The sequence below is a fragment of the Stenotrophomonas sp. GbtcB23 genome, from assembly GCF_019091045.1.
Taxonomy (GTDB): Bacteria; Pseudomonadota; Gammaproteobacteria; order Xanthomonadales; family Xanthomonadaceae; genus Stenotrophomonas; species Stenotrophomonas rhizophila_A.
In genome coordinates, this window is the sequence record NZ_JAGXKC010000001.1 from 1 (window position 1) to 17482 (window position 17482).

Below are 17482 nucleotides of genomic sequence, written 5' to 3' on the forward strand. Positions count from 1 at the left end.
CAGTTGTTCGCCAGGATGGTTGAGCGTGATTTCGCAAACAAGGATTATCACGACAAGTTGGTCGAGCGAGGCGTTCGCGAGCTGCTGCGCAAAGCGTACCTTCGGATGTAGTTCAACGAAGCAGTGATCGGCAACGAAGATCTGCACCTGAACGTCCCGTTTGCTCACAAGCGTGGCGAGAATGTGCACCTTGCGATCAAGCCCCTCGACCTCGCAAAGGATGAAGCCAGCAGAGTCTTCGATACCGGTGGTCGTCTTGTCGACCGCATCCAGCGTCTCAAGAAGCACAATCTTTTGCCGCCCGATATGCTGGTTGCTGTCCAGCGGCCCGACGGTAATGACCAGCGCATCTTGGGAGCCATCGATGAGATCGAAGGTGATCTGAGAAAGGCGGGTGTAGAGGTGGAGCGTGCGGACAACATTCGCGCCATTACCGCGTTTGCTAAGGCGGCTGCCCTTCACTGATCGCGTCGACCAGTGCGTCGCAAAAAAAAGACCATCGACTACGGAATGCAGAGCACGCTTCCAGCCTGCCGTTGATGCGCCGCGCACAGTTTGAGGCGCAGCGCGTTGACTCTGCTGTCTCCCAGCGTCAGCATGGCATCGTCACCGCAAAATCGGTGACCGGGATTTGCAGCCCGAAGAGCAAGGCGCATCAGCGCCCAGCCCGTTGCAGGGCGCTGGATCTCAACTCAACTGAGGAATCCCGCCATGTCATCCGAAAATCTCACCGCGCCCACGCGCACATCCGTCGACTTCACCCACTACTTCGGCCAGATCGCCGATACCCTGGAGTGGGGGAGCTCCACCTGGCTTACGTTCGAAGAACATCTGACTGCCAACGACACGCCGTTCGAGGCGCTTACGCTCAGCGATGTCATTGGTGCCATTCACTCCACCCGCAGCGCACACCCTCACGCACCGGGTACCTTGGTCAACCGGTTGATTGGAGCGGACGATGTCTCCAGGACGGATCTGTTCCGGGTCATCCGCGAGCTGCTGCGCATCTATGATCTGCGCATCGTGGAACTGCTGGCACTCATCGACATACTGGAGCACTGCCCGGGAACTGTGGAAGACCTGACTATCAGGAACCTGCTGGCGTTGATCTCCGTTGTGGATGTCTACAACTCGCCGCTCACGCCTGCGGCTGTTACGGAAGCCACCAAGGCGGCTGCGGCGGTGCACTAGTGCCCTGCACGTGTCCGTGCCTGCCCAGGGGGGGGGCGGATGATGGAAATGCGGCCCGCTCATGTTGTCGCGGGCTATGTGGAGAGTCGCCGGACCAACGGTCCGGCGCTACCGGTGTTGCTGCTACAGAACGTTCACAACTCCGGTTCCACACTGCCTGAGCCAATAGGGCAGTACTGGAGATGGCTCATGCGTCGCATCAATGTTGCCGTGCTCGCTGCTGCCATCGCGGTCGCCGGAGCAGCGGGGTGTTCCCAGCAGAATCAGGAGGCACGCGAGAATGGTGTTCCTGTTGGCATGGCCAACCCGGCGTCCGAGTACTGCGTGAAGCGCGGTGGTAAGGTCATGATCGAGAAGGACCGGGATGGCAACGAGCGGGGCATCTGCCACCTGCCGGACGGCAAACGGATCGATGAGTGGGAGCTGTTCCGGCGGGACGCCGCGCAGAAGCCGAGCTGACGCCGGTCCAATCCGACTTTTCAATCAAGTAGGCTTAATCGATAGGTGTGACGTATCAACGACCTATAAAGTCTTGCTAAGTTTTATAGCAACTTGATAGCAAGCAAGGCCATGTGGGCGCATGAGCATCGCAGGCAAACGCCGGACCAACGGTCCGGCGCACCCGGTACCACGCGACCGTTGACCGCAAGCGCCCTACTTGTACTTCTTGCCGACCTCTTTGGCCGCCCGATCAATCGTATCGGCCACCACCTTGGGCTGGGTCATGAAGACCGCATGGCTGGCCGGCACCTTGGTGATGCGCGCATTGATGCGTTCGGCCATGTGGATCAGCATTGCCTGATCAAACGCCTTGTCTTCAGTGGCGATCACCGCCCAGCTCGGCTTGGTGCGCCACGCCGCTTGCGTCACGGTAGTGCCAAACGCCGCCATGTTGATCGGCACCTGCGAATCACGCAGGAATGCCGCGTCCGCATCGTTGGTGTCATGCGCAAAGCCTGCCTTGAACTTGTCGGGCTTGATGAAGCCAAACCCGTCGCTACCGGTTTCGATCACGAACTCAGGCGTGGGCGCAAAACCGGTGTACAGCTGCGCCGTGGTCTCGCCCGCATCCGGCGCCAGCGCCGACACGTAGACCAGCCCAGCAACGTTGTCGTGCACACCCGCTTCGGTAATCACGGTGCCGCCCCACGAATGCCCGACCAGGATGGCCGGCCCATCCTGACGATCGAGCACGCGCTGGGTGGCCTTCACGTCGTCAGCGAGCGAGGTCAGCGGGTTCTGCACGATCGACACGTGGTAGCCACGCGCGGTCAGGTCGTCGTACACCCCACGCCAGCCGCTGCCATCGGCGAAGGCGCCATGCACCAGCACGACGTTGTGCACCGGTTGGCCGCGAAGGGCGTCGCTGGCCTGGGCGGGAGAGAGGGCGGCCGCCAGGGCGACCGCGAACACTGCAGGGATGAGCTTGAACATGGACGACTCCTCGGGACGGTGGGATTGCGGGGGCGGCGTTGGCCGGCAGGGCTACTTTGCCGGCCACACGCGCACGATCGGTCGCATAAAGTCCTGAAAACTTGATCAGGCGTCCGAGTTGCGTTGGACCCGCCTACTTCACACCGTAGGCACTGTCCCGCCGTCGATGGTGTACTCCGTGCCAGAAATCGAAGCCGCGCGTGGCGAGACCAGGAACGCGATGAGGTCGGCCACCTCGCCTGGCTGCGCCGGTCGCCCCAGCGGAATGCCGCCCAGCCCGTCCATGACCCGTTTCCTGCCGCCTTCGTAATCGGTCTGTGCTTCGGCCGCGATACGTTCGACGAAGGCGACGGAGGCTTCGGTTTCAATCCAGCCCGGCGCGACCCGCACCACCCGCACGCCCTTCGGCGTGACTTCCTTGGACAGTGCCTTGCTGTAGGTGGACAAGGCGGCCTTCGCGGCGGCATAGGCGGTGGTCGCCTCGGGCAGCGGCAGGGTGCGCTGGATCGAGGTGACGTGCAGGATCACGCCGGATCCCTGCGCGATCATCGTCGGCAGCAGTGCGCGATCCAGCCGCACGGCGGACATCAGATTGAGGTCCAGCGCGTTGGCCCATTCGGCATCATCCAGCGCGGCGAAACCGCCGGCAGGTGCCGATGAGCCGCCCACCACGTTGATCAGCACGTCGATGCCGCCGAGGTGATGCAGCGTTGCCTCGCCGGCCTCGCGCGCGCCTTCAGCGCTGGCGAGATCTGCTTCCATGTAATGCACGCCCTTGATGGGCGCGTGCGGCAAGGTACGCGCTGTTGCCACCACGCGTGCGCCCAGCCCCGCCAGCAGCTCGACCACCGCCGCGCCCAGCCCGCGCGTGCCGCCGGTCACCAGCACGCGCTTCCCGGTCAGTTCCAGATCGAAGTTCATGCCGCGATCTCCAGCCGGGCGATCTTTCCGCGCTCCAGGGTGAAGGCGTAGCGCAGGTCCAGCGGGCTGCCGGGGAAATTGCCGGCCACGGTGCTGGTGACCAGGTAGCTGCGGCCATGCTGCTCCAGCGCGTGCGGCGTGGCGGTGCAGCTGTAGCGGGCGGAGGCATCGGTCTTCCACGCCTCGATGGCCGCAGGCCCGGCATGGGTATGGCCCTCGTCCAGCACCACTCCATCGCGGGTGAAGCAGCGGGCCACGGCCGCGGCGCCCTGGCTGTCGGCATGGAAGTAGGCGGCTATCGGCTCGGGCAGGTTCAGGTCTTTCATGGCAGTCCTCCAGTGGGTTCGGGGTGGAGCAAGCGTGAGCCGATCTGGAGGGTAAGAGAATCGCCTATGATCGGATCAGACCATGTAGGGAACAGTGCACAATGCGCGGCGCTGAATTCGCGGAACTGAAGGCCTTCGTGGCGGTGGTGGATCGCACCAGCTTTGCCCGGGCGGCCGATCACCTGGGCCTGTCCCGGTCTGCCCTGAGCCAGGTCATCCGCCAGCTGGAATCCCGCCTGGGCGTTCGCCTGTTGAACCGGACCACCCGCAGCGTGTCGCCCACCGAAGCCGGGCGCCGGCTGCATGAGCGCATAGCGCCGATGCTGCGCGACATGGACCAGGCCGTGGCCGAAGCGGTCGGTGCCAACGCGCGCGCGGCGGGCACGCTGCGCATCAATACGCTGAGCATGGCGGCGAAGAAGGTGATCGCCCCGCGCCTGGGCCGGTTTGCGCAGGCGCATCCGGAGGTGGTGCTGGACATCGTGATCGACGATGGCTTGGCCGATATCGCCGGAGAGGGTTTTGACGCCGGGATCCGGGTGGGTGGACGCCTGCAGAAGGATATGGTGGCGGTACGGCTCACGCCGGACATCGAACTGCTGGCGGTGGCGTCGCCCGACTACCTCGCCAGGTATGGTGAGCCCAGGACACCGGATGACCTCGGTAACCACGCCTGCATCAACTGGCGTTTCCCGGGCAGCGGAAAGGTGGCGGGATGGGAATTCATCAAGCGCGGCAAGCGCGCCGAGTACGTCGGCGAGGGCCCGCTGATCTCCAACCACCAGGACATCGTGGTGCCTGCTGCCCTGCAGGGGCTGGGTATCCTGTACGCCTACAATGACGATGGGATCGCCGAGGCCCTGCGCGATGGACGGCTGCGGCGCGTGCTGGCCGACTGGTCGCCCACGGTGCCGGGCCTGTATCTGTACTATTCCAGCAGGCGTTACCTGCGTCCCGCGCTGCGCGCCCTCATCGACTGCCTGCTCGACCGCGACCTTGGCGGTGACGATCATGCCTCGCCTTCCCAGCACCCCGGAGTTCCATGAGCGCCAGCATCAGCGCGTTGTCGCGCATGGCCATCCTTCTCGTTGCCGCGCCGCTGATCCTGGGAGCGTGCGGAAGGACCAGCCGCGAGACCGTTTTATCCGCCGATCCGCTGAAGGTCGTGGCGGTGACGCAGAGTACGCTGGACATCAATGTCAGCGAATACCAGAAGTACACCCGCTATGACCTGTACGTGGATGGCGAGAAGCTGTCCGACGCTGGATTCGCAGCGTTGCTGCAGGACCCGGACGCACTGAAGGATACGGTCGTGCACAGCGACGTGGTGGTGCTGGATGCATCCTCCATCCTGCTGGCATCGCACAACGACACCGGCGCCCGCTGCTGGGCGACCCGGCTCTCCGCCAGTGGCGGTGCGGTGCATCTTCAGAAGATCATGAAAAGCAGCATCGACTGCGCGCCCGACCCGGCGCCGCCGGGATGGTCAGCGCTTTACGATGAGGGCAGTAACCTGCTGCTGGTCCGCCACGCGCCCTTCCATGTCTACCCGATCGCAGGCTACTGGTACGTGCTGCTGATCCAGGGCGACGTTGTCGCCGTGTACCAGAAGGATCGAGAGCAGGAGCGCCTGGTCGTAAGGCTGGTACGCATGTCGTCCCAACAGACGCTGGCTGAGCAGATATTGCCGATGGACACCTACGCCGAGCCCGACCTGATGAATGCGTCACCGCACGTGCGGCAGCAGTGGCTGATGGATAACTTCGCCGTGGCCACGGCGCCTGCCGCGTCGCTGCAGCTGCGCGCAGACAACCGCCTCGAAACCATATCGCCGGAGACATGGGCCGAGTACAAGGAGATCGATCGCCTAAACCGCGAGGAGGATGCGCGCGATCAAGCCGCTGCCGCAGCCCGCGAACGGGCGTTTTACGAAAGCACACCACCCGGATTGCCTACTCAGCGCTGAGCCGGGTGCATGCCAGGCAGCGCAATCTGGTTTGCGGCACGGCGATGCTCAATCATGCGGATCAGTAGGTGATTCGGATCTGTGCCATGTCGTCCATGGTATCGCCCTGATTTCTGTCGGGTGACTCCGGGACGAGCGCGCCAGCATCGCCATAAGCTATTACCGTCCGTGTGCGCAGGAAAGATGAAGGCGCCGGATATGTATCCGGCGCCTTGCGCAACACGGCGGGCAATGGCCGAACGCGACGTTACTTCTGCTGCAGGAATGCCAGCAGGTCCTGGTTGACCTTGTCCTTGTGGGTCTCGGTCAGGCCATGCGGTGCACCCGGATACACGATCAGTTTCGCGCCCGGGATCAGCTTGGCCGACATGCGGCCGGCGAGATCGATCGGAACGATCTGGTCGTCATCGCCGTGGATGACCAAGGTGGGAACGTTGAACTTCTTGAGGTCCTGACGGAAGTCAGTGGCCGAAAACGCGGCGACCGAGTCATAGGTGTTCTTCAGGCCGCCCTGCATACCTTGTGCCCACCACGCATCAATCAGTGCCTGGTTCGGCTTGGCACCGGGGCGATTGAAGCCGTAGAACGGGCCACTGGGAATGTCCTTGAAGAGCTGCGAGCGATTCTCCAGCTGTGCCTTGCGCAGGCCGTCAAACACCTCGATCGGTACACCACCGGGGTTGTCGGTGGTCTTGAGCATGAACGGCGGTACCGAACTGATCAGCACGGCCTTCTTGACCCGACCGGTGCCATGGCGGCCGATGTAGCGCGCCACTTCACCACCACCGGTGGAGAAGCCGACCAGGGTCACGTCCTTCAGGTCGAGGGTGTTGATTACCGTGGCCAGATCGTCTGCGTAATGGTCCATGTCGTTGCCATCCCACGGCTGGCTGGAGCGCCCATGACCGCGGCGATCATGGGCGACCACGCGGTAGCCGTGATTGGCCAGGAACATCATCTGCGATTCCCAGCTGTCCGAATCCAAGGGCCAGCCGTGGCTGAAGGTGACCACCGGACCGTCCTTCGGGCCCCAGTCCTTGTAGTACAGCTGCACGCCGTCGGCGGTGGTGATGTAGCTGGCCGTGCGCGCCTCGTCGGCGACAACGCTCGGGCGCGCCGGCTCGGCAGCCGAAGCGGTGGCAGTTACATGGATGGCGAGAGCGAGAGCGGTGGCAGCCAGCGTGCGGGTGATCGTCTTCATGGGGTGTCCTGCAAAAAGGTGGATGGATGCGACAGGGGTTACTTTGGACCCCTTGAATGGACGCAGGATGGCTTAAAGTCCCGAAAATTTGATTTGGGGTCCACCTGTCTGCCGGGCTCAGAAGTCCCAGAACACCGGCACCCAGCGGAAGACGTCGCCATCGGCCGAGACGCGGCCGACCGACGGGAACGGCAGGTGGGTGGCCACCAGCATCTCGCCGGTACCGGCCAGCTCGTTGAGCAGCGTGATGCGCACCTGCGCGGCGCCTTCTGGATCGTGTTCGAACCCGTTGTGCCAGTTCGGCTGCTCGAAAGCCCACTGCGAAAATGGCGTCACCGGCAAAGGTCAGGGCCTCGTCATTCGAGTTCAGGCGCACCACGCTGTGGCCGGGCGTGTGGCCGCCCGTGCGGTGCGCGGTGACGCCCGGCGCAATCTCGTGCACCTCGTCAAAGGTGCGCACGTAGCTGCCGTACTCGGCCAGGAAGTGGGTAGCGGTGGCGCGCAGCGCATCCGGGAAGCCTGGCGGCATGTTGGTGCGGGTGAAGTCGGGCGCCTTCCAGAAGTCCACTTCGGCGGCGGCCACGTGGATGCGCAGCTCCGGGTGCAGTTGTTCCTTCACGCCATCCACCAGCAGGCCACCGATGTGGTCCATGTGCAGGTGGGTGATCACCACGTCGGTGATCTCGTTAAGGTTGATACCTGAAGCGCCCAGGCGGCGGATCAGCTGGCCGGCGCGCGGCAGGTTCAGGTCGGGGTCCATGCCCAGGCCGGCGTCGATCAGGATGTTGCGGTCCCCGCTGCGCACCACCATCACGTTCAACGCCCAGTCCAGCGCATCCGGCGGCAGGTACATCTCTTTGAACCACGGCGCGCGCTCGGCGGCGGAGACGTTGTGGCCGAGCATCTGGGTGGGCAACGGCAGCACGCCATCGCTGACCACCAGCACGTCGATATCGCCCACCTTGAGCGCGTACCGTGAGGGAACCAGTTCGTCGAGCGCCGGCGGGGGCGGGGCTACGGTGTTTTCCAGGGTGAACATGAGGAAATCTCCTTGGCGGGATCCACGGCAGGGGCGCCGTGCGGGATCAGCCTAGGGAAGGGCGCGCGCGGGCAGTAGATCCGCGCAGGGGCTCACACTGTTGCCGATCACGCAGCAATGCCGGCGCGGTACTTCCTGCGAAAGCTCAGGCAGCTTGGGAAATGAGCGAATCCTGAAAGCCGCTTGCCTCCCATGGCGGTTCAATGCGCCTTCGCCGTGTGTGGCGAGAAACCCCGAATGCAGTCGTTGGCAACGGGTTATGGCTGTATGAAGCAGAGAGGATGCGTTGCGGACGCGGGTTCGATTCCCGCCAGCTCCACCACATGTGCACCAGCCTCGGTGCCCAGCTGAAGGGGCTGCACTGGTTTCGACGTGGCGAGCAGTCAATGTGGACAGCCCGAGAGGCGACCGACGTAATCGGCGCAAAAACTGTAATCGCCAATGCTGATTACTACGATCAGAACGAACAGGACACCCTGCTCGCAGCCTGATTCACGCAAGCGCACGTGATTACCGAACGCGCAACCACCCCGCCAGCAACGGCGGGGTGGCTTTCCTGCTCCAAGACTGAGCCGCAGTTGATGCGATGAACAAGCATAGAAGCGCCGAAATGCCTGACTCCGAAAATCCGGAGTGGTCGGATGCTGATTTCAAGCGCGCAGTGACGTTGGATGACCTGCCGGAGCCGTTGCAAAAATCGTTGCGTGGCCGCCCCAAGGCCATGGAGACCAAAGAGCGGATAAGCGGTGGCGCAGAGGCGTAGTTCATCTGAACATGGGGTGCCTGTGCTGGCACCCCATGCCAGTCTCAGCCCTGTCAGAACTTCCAGCCCACCCGCGCGTAGTAGAACCCGCCGTTGAAGCCGTACGGTGAATGCACCGGGTACTCCGCACCCGCCACGCCGGACCACGGGTTCTTGGCCGGGGTGCGGTCGAACAGGTTCTGCGCGCCCAAGCTGAAGTAGAGGCCCGAATCGAACTTCCAGCCCACTTCGGCATCCACGATCAACGCGCTGCCGCCGTAGATCGGCAGGCCGCCATCGGCCGCCGAAATCACGCCGCTGTCCAGGTGATCCTCATACCAGGAGCTGTAGTAGTTGAAGCGCAGGTTGGCGTTGAAGATCTGGCGCTGGTGATGAATGCTGAAGTAGCCCTTGGTCTTGGGCAGCGACTTCTCCAGCTTGTACACGCGCGCTTCGTCGATGAAGTCCGGGTCGAAGCGGTCGACCTCGGTCCGGTTCCAGTTGGCGGCCAGCGAGTACGTGGTGTCGCCCCCGAAGTGGGTGCTCTTGAAACTGGTGACCAGGTCGACGCCGGTGGTGGTGGTATCAAACGCATTGCCGAAGTAAGTCACCTGCGAAATCGAGGCCGCTTCCGGGTTGCCGCCGGCCACCAGCGCCGCACGTTCTTCCGGGGTGACCGCGAAGCTGGTGCTCAGCGCGATGCGGTCTTCGACCTTGATCTGGTAACCGTCCAGGGTGATCAGCCAATCGCCTTCGGTCCACACCGCACCCAGCGAAACGTTCTTCGATTCTTCCGGGGTCAGCGGCTGGGCGCCCTTGAGCTGGGCGATGGGATTGGTTGGCGGCAGGGTGGCGATGTCTTCCAGTGCGGTGCCGCCGAACACGGTGCTGATCTGGCTGATGTTGGCCTGGCCCGGCGTGGGCGCACGGAAACCGGTGTTGTACGCGCCGCGCAACGCGAAGTGTTCGTTGAAGTCAAAGCGCGCGGTGACCTTGCCGTTGGTGGTGCTGCCGAACGAATCGAAATCTTCAAAGCGCAGCGCGCCGGCCAGCAGCAAGCGCTCGGTGACCTGCGCTTCCAGGTCTGCATACGCGGCCCAGTTGCGGCGGTCGAAGGTGCCGGCGGTACGCGTGCTGAACCCGTTGAAGCCGTTGGAGCCCAGCGCGAAGCCCTGTTCGGTCAGCGGACCGATCGCGGTGGACGGACCATCGCCGGGGCTGATCTCGAAGCTCTCTTCGCGCCACTCGGCACCCATGGCCAGGCGCAGCGGCTGGCTGGTGAAGCTGGTGGCGATATCGCGGCTCACGTCAATGTTGGCGCTCTTCTCGGTCTGCGTGTTGCCGCCGGGACGGAAGTACAGGCCGGCCGGCTGGTCCGGGCCGAGCGAGGCATTGACGGTGTTGTAGATGATGAACTCGATATCGTTGCGGCCCCACGACCCGCTCACGTCCCAGTACCACTCGCCCCAGTTGCCCTTGGCGCCGGCGTACACGGAGCTGTCTTCCAGCTTGCCGCCGAAGCGCGGGGTGAAGCCGCCCGGCAGGCTGGACAGGAAGGTGTAGCAGTTGGCCGGCAGCGCGGCGACAGCACCGCTCACCGTGCTGTACGGCAGCAGGTTGCCACCGCCGTCGCGCAGCGCGATGGTCGGGCAGGCGCCTGCACCGGTGAGGTTGCCGACCAGAAGCGTGTCGCCGCCGTCGTTGGAGTACACGCCCGAGCGTGCAGTGGGGTCGCGGAAGTAGAAGCCGCCATCCACGTCGCGCTTGGCGTAGTTGCCGAACAGGTAGAAGTCCACGCTGTCGGTACTCAGGCCCAGGTTGGCGACCAGCTTGAGGTCGTCGTCGACCTTCGGCGAGCCCCAGATCTGCGCCGGCTCGCCCACGCCCGGGTAGCCAGCGGCAATCGCTGCGGCCGCATCATCGCGCTGCACGCTGCGCGAGGTGTCATCGACCTTGCGCCACTCGGCGGTCAGCGTGGCAAAGCCGCGCTCGGTGAGCGGCAGGCCGATCTGCGCCGAGTACTGGGTGGTGAGTCCGTCGCCCTTGTAGTACTGGCCGGTGAACACTTCGGCCGTGCCGCCTTCGCGCAGCTTCTTCAGGCCGAAGTTGATCACGCCGGCAATGGCATCCGAACCGTATTGGGCGGCGGCGCCGTCGCGCAGCACGTCCACCTGTTCCAAGGCGAGCGAGGGAAACACGGATAGGTCCGGGCCCTGTGCGCCGTCGGACAGGCCGTGGCCCAGGAAGGTGATGACCGCCGCGCGGTGGAAGCGCTTGCCGTTGACCAGCAGCAGGGTGTTGTCCGGCGGCAGGCCACGCAGGTTGGCGGGGCGGATCAGGCTGGCCGCGTCATCGATGGGAATGGTGCTGACGTTGAACGAGGGGACCAGCACCTTCAGCTGGTCGAGCGCATCGGTGGCGCCCTGGTTGCGGAACTCTTCGCCGCTGATGATGTCGATGGGTACCGCGGACGAGGAAACGGTGCGGGGCTTGGTGCGGCTGCCCAGTACTGAAACCGTATCGAGGGTCGCGGTTTCCGGGTTGGTCGAAGCATTGTCGCTGTTCTGTGCCACTGCGGCGGAACTGGTGAGCAGCAGTGCGGCAGCGAGTGCCGCCTTTACTGAAGATGCCAATGGCGAAATTGCTTTCGGAGCGTGAACACACTTGCCAATGCGGTCGTTCATGCATGCACCCTGCAGTCTGGTTGTGGTTGGGTCGTTCTCGTTACGTGCTCATCCGGTCGTTCTCCTTGCGTGCCAGCGGACCTGGTGCGCTGCACAAATACTTAACAGAACGTAAACAATACTGCAACGTATCTTTCGTTTTGACCTCATTCGTTCAAGAGACGTGAGGCAAAACGGACCCGTATCCGCACCCGTTGAATGCGGCAAAGCGGAGAAAAGTGTGATTGAGATCTCATCCGCAATGAGATCGGTGCCGCGAATCTGGACAGATCTGGCCTGTCAGCCCGCTGGAATCAGGGCGCTTCCAGCGATGCCTGCAACGCGGCCGCGAGGGCCGCATCGCCGCTGACCAGGTCCACCCAGCGCAGATCCAGCCCCTTGCGGTGGCCTTTGCGCACCAGCTTCAGACCCTCGGGGTCGAGGGTCAGGGTGTAGGACTCATCGCCGATCTGGACTTCGCGGCGCAGGGGTTTGTCGAGCGGCGTCATGGGAACGGTCTCGTGTCATTCATCCTTCAGCGATCCGCGGATCGAGCGCGCCAGGTCGCTGCGGGTGAACGGTTTGCCCAGGATGGCGATGTTGCGACCCACCGCGCCGCTGGCGTCGATGTCGCGCGGGTAGCCGGAGGTGAACAGCACCCGCAGCGCCGGCTTGTGCGCCAGCGCGCGTTTGGCCAGTTCCCAACCGGACATGCCGGGCATCACGATGTCCGAGAACAACAGGTCCACGTCCACGTCGGTGCGCTCGAGCAGGCGCATGGCCGAGGCGCCGTCGTGTGCTTCAAGCACGCGATAACCCAGCTGCCGCAGCGTGTCCACGGTATACGCGCGCACGTCGTCGTTGTCCTCGGCGACCAGCACCGTGGCCTCCTCCTGCATCTCGTAACCGCCCAGGCCCCGGTGCTCGGTCTGGCCGGCCTGCGGCAGCTCGGCTGCCGAACGCGGGAACAGCAGGGTGATCGACGTGCCGGCACCGGGCGCGGAATCCACCAGCACGTGGCCGCCGGACTGCTTGACGAAGCCGTACACCATGGACAGGCCCAGGCCAGTGCCGCGCCCAACTTCCTTGGTGGTGAAGAATGGTTCGAACACGCGGGTCAGCGTCTCGGCGGACATGCCGTGGCCGGTGTCCTTGACCCGCAGCATTGCGTAATGGCCCGGCGGAACGTCGGGGTTCTGCGCGGTGAAGTCATTGTCCAGGTGGGCGTTGTCCACTTCGATCACCAAGCGGCCGCCTTCCGGCATGGCATCGCGGGCGTTGACCGCCAGGTTGAGCACGGATGCCTCCAGCTGGCTGGGGTCCACTTCCACGCACCAGATGTCCGGGTGGTGCACGATTTCCAGCTGCACCAGCTCGCCCAGCGAACGGTGCAGCATGTCTTCCATGTCGCGCAGTTGTGCATTGAGGTCGACCGGCAGGCTGCGCAGGGGTTGCCGGCGCGAGAACGCAAGCAGCCGCTGGGTGACATTGGCCGCGCGCATCACGCCCTTCAGGGCGTTGTCCAGCGCGCGCGTGGAGCCGTCCGCCACATCGCCCAGACGTTCGGTGAGCAGCTTGGCGTACTCCACGTTGCCGGCGATCACGGTCAGGATGTTGTTGAAGTCATGCGCGATGCCGCCGGTGAGCTGGCCCACGGCTTCGATCTTCTGGCTCTGCCGCAGTGCTTCCTCGGCCTGGCGGCGCGCGGTGGTTTCCACCGCCTCGGAAACCACGGCGGTGATCGTGCCCTGGTGGTCGAGCAATGGGCGGAACGAGAACTCGAAGGTGCGTTTGCCGGTGGGAAGCAGCAGGTCCAGCTCATGCCGCGAAGCATTGCCCGCGGCCGCCTCCAGCACGGCCTGGCAGACGATGGCCGGCACGCCTTCGGTACTGGCGAACCAGGCCGATTCGCAGTACAGCGCGCCGCGGACATCCTCCTTGGTGGCCAGGATCGCGGCCAGCGAGGCGGAGTTGGTGTCGATGATGTGCCCATCGAGGGTCAGCAGGTTCTGGTGCTGGAAGCTGGATTCGAACAGCGCCTGCAGGCGGCTCTCGCTGCGGTGCAGGGCAGAGGTGCGTTCGCTGACCTGGCGCTCCAGTGATTCGTTGCTGGCTTTCAGCAGGGCCTGGGCGTGCTTGAGCTCGCTGATGTCGCGGGCCATGGCGTAATAGCCCATGACCGACCCGTCGGCATCCAGCTCGGGTACGAAGTCCACCTGGGCGTAGCGCGGTGCGCCGGCGCGGCGGGGGGTGAGCGCCTCGAAACTGACCTTCTGTCCGGTCAGGACCTTGTCGAAATGCTCCTGCAGCAGCGCGAAGCCTTCATCACCGACGAGCTCGCGGGCGTGCAGGCCGACCACGTCTTCCGGCACCAGGCCATGCCATTCGACGTAGGCCTGGTTGGCGAAGCGGTAGTGGTGCCCTCGATCGAGGTACGCAATCAGGGCCGGCAGCGAATCGGTGATCAGGCCCAGCCGACGGTGGCTTTCGTGCAGCTCGGTTTCCACCCGGCGCAGCCTGCGGCGCTCCTTGGCTTCGTTGATCGCGCGCAACACCGCCTCGGGCAGGCGCTGCAGGCGCGACTTGACCACGTAGTCGCGGGCGCCGCGCTTGAGCGCCTCGACCGCGAGTTCCTCGGTCAAGGTGCCGGAGACGAAGATGAAAGGCACTTCGGGCGCGACGTCGGTGGCCAGCACCAAGGCCAGGTCGCCGCTGAAACCGGGCAGCACATGGTCGGCCAGGATCACATCGAAGTCGTTGTTCGCCAGTGCATCGCGCATTCCCTGGTCCGACCAGGTGCGCTCCGCAGTGAAGGGCAGGCCGGCGCGGCTGAGCTGAAGGGTGATCAGCTCCGCGTCCAGCGCGCTGTCCTCCACCATCAGAATGCGGATCGGCTTGCCGGTTACATCCTCAGCCATCTTTTCGACTCTTCGCGCCAAACAGTGTGCCGTGCGGCGGCGGCTGGTTGGTGATGCCCCAGAACATGCCCAGCCCCTGGATGGCTTCCAGGAATTCCTTGAAATCGACCGGCTTGACCACGAAGGCGTTCACGCCCAGCTCGTAGCTGCGGATCAGGTCCTGCTCCTCTCGCGAGGAGGTCAGCATCACCACCGGGGTGCTGCTGATCGCGGCATCGCCGCGGATTTCCCTGAGTACTTCCAGCCCGTTGAGCTTGGGCAGTTTGAGGTCCAGCAGCACCACCACCGGGCCGCCGTGCATGGCGCCCTCGTACCGGCCCTCGGTACGCAGGTACTCCAGCGCCTCCACACCGTCCCGCACATGGGTGACATCGTTCAGCAGCTGGCAACGGGCTAGTGCAGCCATCGTCAGCTCAGCGTCCTTCGGATTGTCTTCCACGAGCAGAATCGGCCGCAGATCTCTCATACTTTGTCTCCAGTAGCAAAGGGAATGGTGAAATAGAATTTGGCGCCCACTCCCACCTGGCCTTCCGCCCAGGTCCTGCCGCCGTGGCGGGTGATGATGCGGTGCACGTTGGCCAGGCCGATGCCGGTGCCTTCGTACTCGTCAGCATGGTGCAGGCGCTGGAACACGCCAAAGAGCTTGTCCAAGTACCGCATGTCGAAGCCGCAGCCGTTGTCCTGGACGTAGAACACGTTTTCGGTATCGGTGCGGTAGTGGCCCACTTCGATGACCGTGTTGGGCGTATCGCGGGTGAATTTGATCGCGTTGGAGAGCAGGTTCTGCCAGACCAGGCGCAGCATGCCCGGGTCGGCCTGAACGCGCGGCAGATGCGGCACCACCCAGTGGATGGTGCGGCCGTCGTATTCCATGTCCAGCTTGTGCCGGACGTCCTCGACCAGGGCGGTCATGTCCATTGCGATCTGACCCATCGTGGACCTGCCCATCTGCGAGAAGCTGAGCAGGTCGTCAACCAGTGTTCCGGCCGATTGTGCAGATTCAACGATGGTGTCGAGAAATCTCTTTTCTGAATCGTTTAGCCTCTCGCCGGCCGAGGCCCACAGCAGCTCCGAATACCCCACGATGTGGCGGAACGGTGCGCGCAGGTCGTGGCTGACCGAATAGGAGAATGCCTCCAGCTCCTTGTTGCTGCGCAGGAGCTGTTCGTTGAGCGCGGCCATTTCCTCGGCCTTGCGCAGCACGATGTCGACGATGGCGGTACGCAGTTCCAGCGCCGCGTCGCGGTCCACGTCGTTCCACGGCAATGATTGCTTGCGTACCGTTTCCTTCCAGCCCTCGAACGAGGTGCGCGGGGACAGCGGCAGGCCGGTATCTTCCTTGCGAGGGTCACCGCCCCAGCGCACGGTACGCACGACCTCGGGCCGGAACCACAGCACGTAGCTGTCGTGGATCTGGGAAATGGAAATGGCCAGCACGCCGCTGGCGACGTCTGCGAAGGCATCGGCCGGCGCCCATTCCAGCGGCAGCCGGTCGGTACAGACCAGGTCACCGTCATGCTGCTGCGCGGTCAGCCACTGCACCAGCGACAGCACCTGCGGTTCGTCAGGACACTCACCGTGCAGGATGCATTCACCGCGATGCACGATCGCCGCACCGGCGGACTGGGTCAGCGCGAGCAGGCTCTGCTGGTCCCGGCCCAGCGCGGCCATGAAATCCTGGTCGCCGGCCATGCGGCCGAGCAGGCGCACCTGGATCGCGCGACGGGCGATGCGTTCTTCGACCACGGCCGCGCGTTCCTTCAGCGTGATCTGCAGCGACAGGATCTGGCCGATGAACTCGCAGGCGGTGCGCACATGGTAGGGAACACGCTTGGGCGCCTGGTTGTGGCAGGAAATCAGCCCCCACAGCTCGCCTTCGCGCAGCAGCGACACCGACATCGATGCGCCCGTGCCCATGTTGCGCATGTACTGCAGGTGCACCGGCGACACGCTGCGCAGCATGGAGGGGCTGAGGTCGGTGGGCGGGGCATCGGCGTTGGCGGCGTCGCGCACCAGCGGTACGGCCTGGTAATCGCTGTCGGCGATCAGGCGGACGCGGTTCTGCCGGTATAGCGCGCGCGCCTGCGCGGGGATATCCGATTCGGGGAAGCGCAGGTCCAGGTAGCTGGGCAGAACCCCGTTGCCATCCTCGGCGACGACCGCGCCATTCCATTCCTTGTCGAACTGATAGACCAGGGTCCGGTCGAAACCGGTCAGCTCGCGGATCTGCACGGCGGCGAGCTCGCACAGCTCCTGCGTGCTGGCCACCCGCTCGATGGCACCCATGAAGCGGCGGATCGCCGGGTACAGGTCTTCAAGCGAGCCCGGTTCACCGGACACCGGCTCCTCAAGCTCCACGATGAGATCGTTGCCGGTCCGATGGGCCAGCACCTGGTGCCTGCCATGTTCACCGATCGTGTGTGCGCCCAGGAACTGGGAGGTGTCCGGCTTGAGCGCCTCAAGGGTCGGTCGGCAGGCGGCCAGCGTGGCGCCCAGCACCACATCCACCGTCTGGCCGAGCGGGTCGCCGAAGGTCTCGATCAGGTCCGGGCGCGACAGCGCGCGTTCCTTGACCCGCAGGGTCGCCGGGTCGAGGACGAGGATCAGGCCGTAGGGTTGAATCGCTCCCGGAGTGCGTATCGGCTCTCTGGCACAGCTGTTGAGATCCAACGCGGGTTCACTCACTTTCCAGGACGACATTCGTTGACCCCCACCGGGTACCGTAATCAAAAGACGATGCTCAACCACTGGAGCAGCCCTGTATCGGCGGGCACGGGGGTCCACGCCGCCGTCAGGGGCCCACCGGCATAGCTTCGCATATCACTGCTCCCCGATCCGTGAGGAACGGAGGCGATGGCCGCTCAGGGCTTGGCGGGGCGCTCGTAGTCGTCCGGCGTGGCGGTGGTGTCCTGCTCGGGCATGTCCTTGTCCTTCCACTTCGCATCATCGTTGCGCAGCGTGTCGGGGGTATGGGCTTTCTGCTGGTCGTCCTTGCCTTCCAGCGGATTGGAGGAGGGGGTTGCCATGGAAGTCGCCTCAGTGGGTGCGGAATCCGAGCTTGGGCGCGACAAGGTGAGGGCG

17 protein-coding genes and 1 pseudogene are annotated in these 17482 nt (G+C 64.4%); 5 read left to right on the forward strand and 13 right to left on the reverse strand.

Annotated features, from left to right (window positions below; genetic code table 11):
* The coding region (locus KVS69_RS00005) for a hypothetical protein (protein WP_217535626.1) at positions 1-462 on the reverse strand (462 nt) is incomplete at its 3' end.
* A gap of 249 nt (positions 463-711) precedes the next feature.
* Here KVS69_RS00005 and KVS69_RS00010 point away from each other — a divergent pair.
* Positions 712-1191, forward strand: a complete 480-nt coding sequence (locus KVS69_RS00010) for a hypothetical protein (protein ID WP_217535627.1) — start codon at positions 712-714, stop codon at positions 1189-1191.
* Between the two features lie 189 nt (positions 1192-1380).
* Positions 1381-1650, forward strand: a complete 270-nt coding sequence (locus KVS69_RS00015; RefSeq protein ID WP_217535629.1) for a DUF333 domain-containing protein — start codon at positions 1381-1383, stop codon at positions 1648-1650.
* Between the two features lie 195 nt (positions 1651-1845).
* Here the strand turns inward: KVS69_RS00015 and KVS69_RS00020 are convergent, their stop codons facing one another.
* From KVS69_RS00020 to KVS69_RS00030, 3 genes are all read right to left on the reverse strand, one after another.
* A complete protein-coding gene (locus tag KVS69_RS00020) occupies positions 1846-2625 on the reverse strand; it encodes an alpha/beta hydrolase (RefSeq protein ID WP_217535630.1) in 780 nt (259 codons plus the stop codon).
* Between the two features lie 138 nt (positions 2626-2763).
* On the reverse strand, positions 2764-3546 hold the full coding sequence (locus tag KVS69_RS00025; RefSeq protein ID WP_217535632.1) for an SDR family oxidoreductase: 783 nt from the start codon (positions 3544-3546) through the stop codon (positions 2764-2766).
* Entirely contained in the window at positions 3543-3872 is a 330-nt protein-coding gene (locus KVS69_RS00030) for a nuclear transport factor 2 family protein (RefSeq protein WP_217535634.1), read from the reverse strand. Before KVS69_RS00030 ends, KVS69_RS00025 begins: the two co-directional genes overlap by 4 nt.
* 101 nt (positions 3873-3973) lie before the next feature.
* Here KVS69_RS00030 and KVS69_RS00035 point away from each other — a divergent pair, with 101 nt between their 5' ends.
* Together KVS69_RS00035 and KVS69_RS00040 are read left to right on the forward strand one after the other, a co-directional pair.
* A complete protein-coding gene (locus KVS69_RS00035) occupies positions 3974-4918 on the forward strand; it encodes a LysR family transcriptional regulator (protein ID WP_217535637.1) in 945 nt (314 codons plus the stop codon).
* A complete protein-coding gene (locus KVS69_RS00040) occupies positions 4915-5838 on the forward strand; it encodes a hypothetical protein (protein ID WP_217535639.1) in 924 nt (307 codons plus the stop codon). The genes KVS69_RS00035 and KVS69_RS00040 overlap by 4 nt, the downstream gene beginning before the upstream one ends.
* Positions 5839-6085: 247 nt before the next feature.
* Here the strand turns inward: KVS69_RS00040 and KVS69_RS00045 are convergent, their stop codons facing one another.
* The 3 genes and pseudogenes from KVS69_RS00045 to KVS69_RS21315 form a co-directional block, all read right to left on the reverse strand.
* A complete protein-coding gene (locus tag KVS69_RS00045) occupies positions 6086-7039 on the reverse strand; it encodes an alpha/beta hydrolase (protein ID WP_217535640.1) in 954 nt (317 codons plus the stop codon).
* A gap of 117 nt (positions 7040-7156) precedes the next feature.
* A complete protein-coding gene (locus tag KVS69_RS21000; RefSeq protein ID WP_254621954.1) occupies positions 7157-7294 on the reverse strand; it encodes a hypothetical protein in 138 nt (45 codons plus the stop codon).
* 109 nt (positions 7295-7403) lie between these two features.
* A pseudogene (locus tag KVS69_RS21315) lies at positions 7404-8078 on the reverse strand (MBL fold metallo-hydrolase); the annotation flags it as partial.
* Positions 8079-8688: 610 nt separating this feature from the next.
* Here KVS69_RS21315 and KVS69_RS00055 point away from each other — a divergent pair.
* Positions 8689-8841 carry a hypothetical protein gene (locus KVS69_RS00055; RefSeq protein WP_217535643.1) on the forward strand — a complete coding sequence of 51 codons (153 nt, stop codon included), beginning with the start codon at positions 8689-8691 and terminating at the stop codon, positions 8839-8841.
* Between the two features lie 53 nt (positions 8842-8894).
* Here the strand turns inward: KVS69_RS00055 and KVS69_RS00060 are convergent, their stop codons facing one another.
* The 6 genes from KVS69_RS00060 to KVS69_RS00085 form a co-directional block, all read right to left on the reverse strand.
* On the reverse strand, positions 8895-11453 hold the full coding sequence (locus KVS69_RS00060) for a TonB-dependent receptor (protein WP_237334282.1): 2559 nt from the start codon (positions 11451-11453) through the stop codon (positions 8895-8897).
* Positions 11454-11797: 344 nt separating this feature from the next.
* A complete protein-coding gene (locus KVS69_RS00065) occupies positions 11798-11992 on the reverse strand; it encodes a hypothetical protein (protein ID WP_093534700.1) in 195 nt (64 codons plus the stop codon).
* 15 nt (positions 11993-12007) lie between these two features.
* A complete protein-coding gene (locus KVS69_RS00070) occupies positions 12008-14401 on the reverse strand; it encodes a hybrid sensor histidine kinase/response regulator (protein ID WP_217535647.1) in 2394 nt (797 codons plus the stop codon).
* A complete protein-coding gene (locus KVS69_RS00075; protein ID WP_217535648.1) occupies positions 14394-14867 on the reverse strand; it encodes a response regulator in 474 nt (157 codons plus the stop codon). The genes KVS69_RS00070 and KVS69_RS00075 overlap by 8 nt, the downstream gene beginning before the upstream one ends.
* Complete coding sequence (locus tag KVS69_RS00080) at positions 14864-17101, reverse strand: ATP-binding protein (RefSeq protein WP_217535649.1); 2238 nt, start codon at positions 17099-17101, stop codon at positions 14864-14866. The genes KVS69_RS00075 and KVS69_RS00080 overlap by 4 nt, the downstream gene beginning before the upstream one ends.
* A 161-nt stretch (positions 17102-17262) precedes the next feature.
* A complete protein-coding gene (locus tag KVS69_RS00085; RefSeq protein WP_167693307.1) occupies positions 17263-17427 on the reverse strand; it encodes a hypothetical protein in 165 nt (54 codons plus the stop codon).
* Positions 17428-17482: the final 55 nt, after the last annotated feature.

What these genes read in the sequence shown, in the direction of transcription:
- KVS69_RS00010 (WP_217535627.1), top strand. Translation starts at nt 712, where the DNA reads ATGTCATCCGAAAATCTCACCGCGCCCACGCGCACATCCGTCGACTTC.
- KVS69_RS00015 (WP_217535629.1), top strand. Translation starts at nt 1,381, where the DNA reads ATGCGTCGCATCAATGTTGCCGTGCTCGCTGCTGCCATCGCGGTCGCC.
- KVS69_RS00020 (WP_217535630.1), bottom strand. Translation starts at nt 2,625, where the DNA reads ATGTTCAAGCTCATCCCTGCAGTGTTCGCGGTCGCCCTGGCGGCCGCC.
- KVS69_RS00025 (WP_217535632.1), bottom strand. Translation starts at nt 3,546, where the DNA reads ATGAACTTCGATCTGGAACTGACCGGGAAGCGCGTGCTGGTGACCGGC.
- KVS69_RS00030 (WP_217535634.1), bottom strand. Translation starts at nt 3,872, where the DNA reads ATGAAAGACCTGAACCTGCCCGAGCCGATAGCCGCCTACTTCCATGCC.
- KVS69_RS00035 (WP_217535637.1), top strand. Translation starts at nt 3,974, where the DNA reads ATGCGCGGCGCTGAATTCGCGGAACTGAAGGCCTTCGTGGCGGTGGTG.
- KVS69_RS00040 (WP_217535639.1), top strand. Translation starts at nt 4,915, where the DNA reads ATGAGCGCCAGCATCAGCGCGTTGTCGCGCATGGCCATCCTTCTCGTT.
- KVS69_RS00045 (WP_217535640.1), bottom strand. Translation starts at nt 7,039, where the DNA reads ATGAAGACGATCACCCGCACGCTGGCTGCCACCGCTCTCGCTCTCGCC.
- KVS69_RS00055 (WP_217535643.1), top strand. Translation starts at nt 8,689, where the DNA reads ATGCCTGACTCCGAAAATCCGGAGTGGTCGGATGCTGATTTCAAGCGC.
- KVS69_RS00065 (WP_093534700.1), bottom strand. Translation starts at nt 11,992, where the DNA reads ATGACGCCGCTCGACAAACCCCTGCGCCGCGAAGTCCAGATCGGCGAT.
- KVS69_RS00070 (WP_217535647.1), bottom strand. Translation starts at nt 14,401, where the DNA reads ATGGCTGAGGATGTAACCGGCAAGCCGATCCGCATTCTGATGGTGGAG.
- KVS69_RS00075 (WP_217535648.1), bottom strand. Translation starts at nt 14,867, where the DNA reads ATGAGAGATCTGCGGCCGATTCTGCTCGTGGAAGACAATCCGAAGGAC.
- KVS69_RS00080 (WP_217535649.1), bottom strand. Translation starts at nt 17,101, where the DNA reads ATGTCGTCCTGGAAAGTGAGTGAACCCGCGTTGGATCTCAACAGCTGT.
- KVS69_RS00085 (WP_167693307.1), bottom strand. Translation starts at nt 17,427, where the DNA reads ATGGCAACCCCCTCCTCCAATCCGCTGGAAGGCAAGGACGACCAGCAG.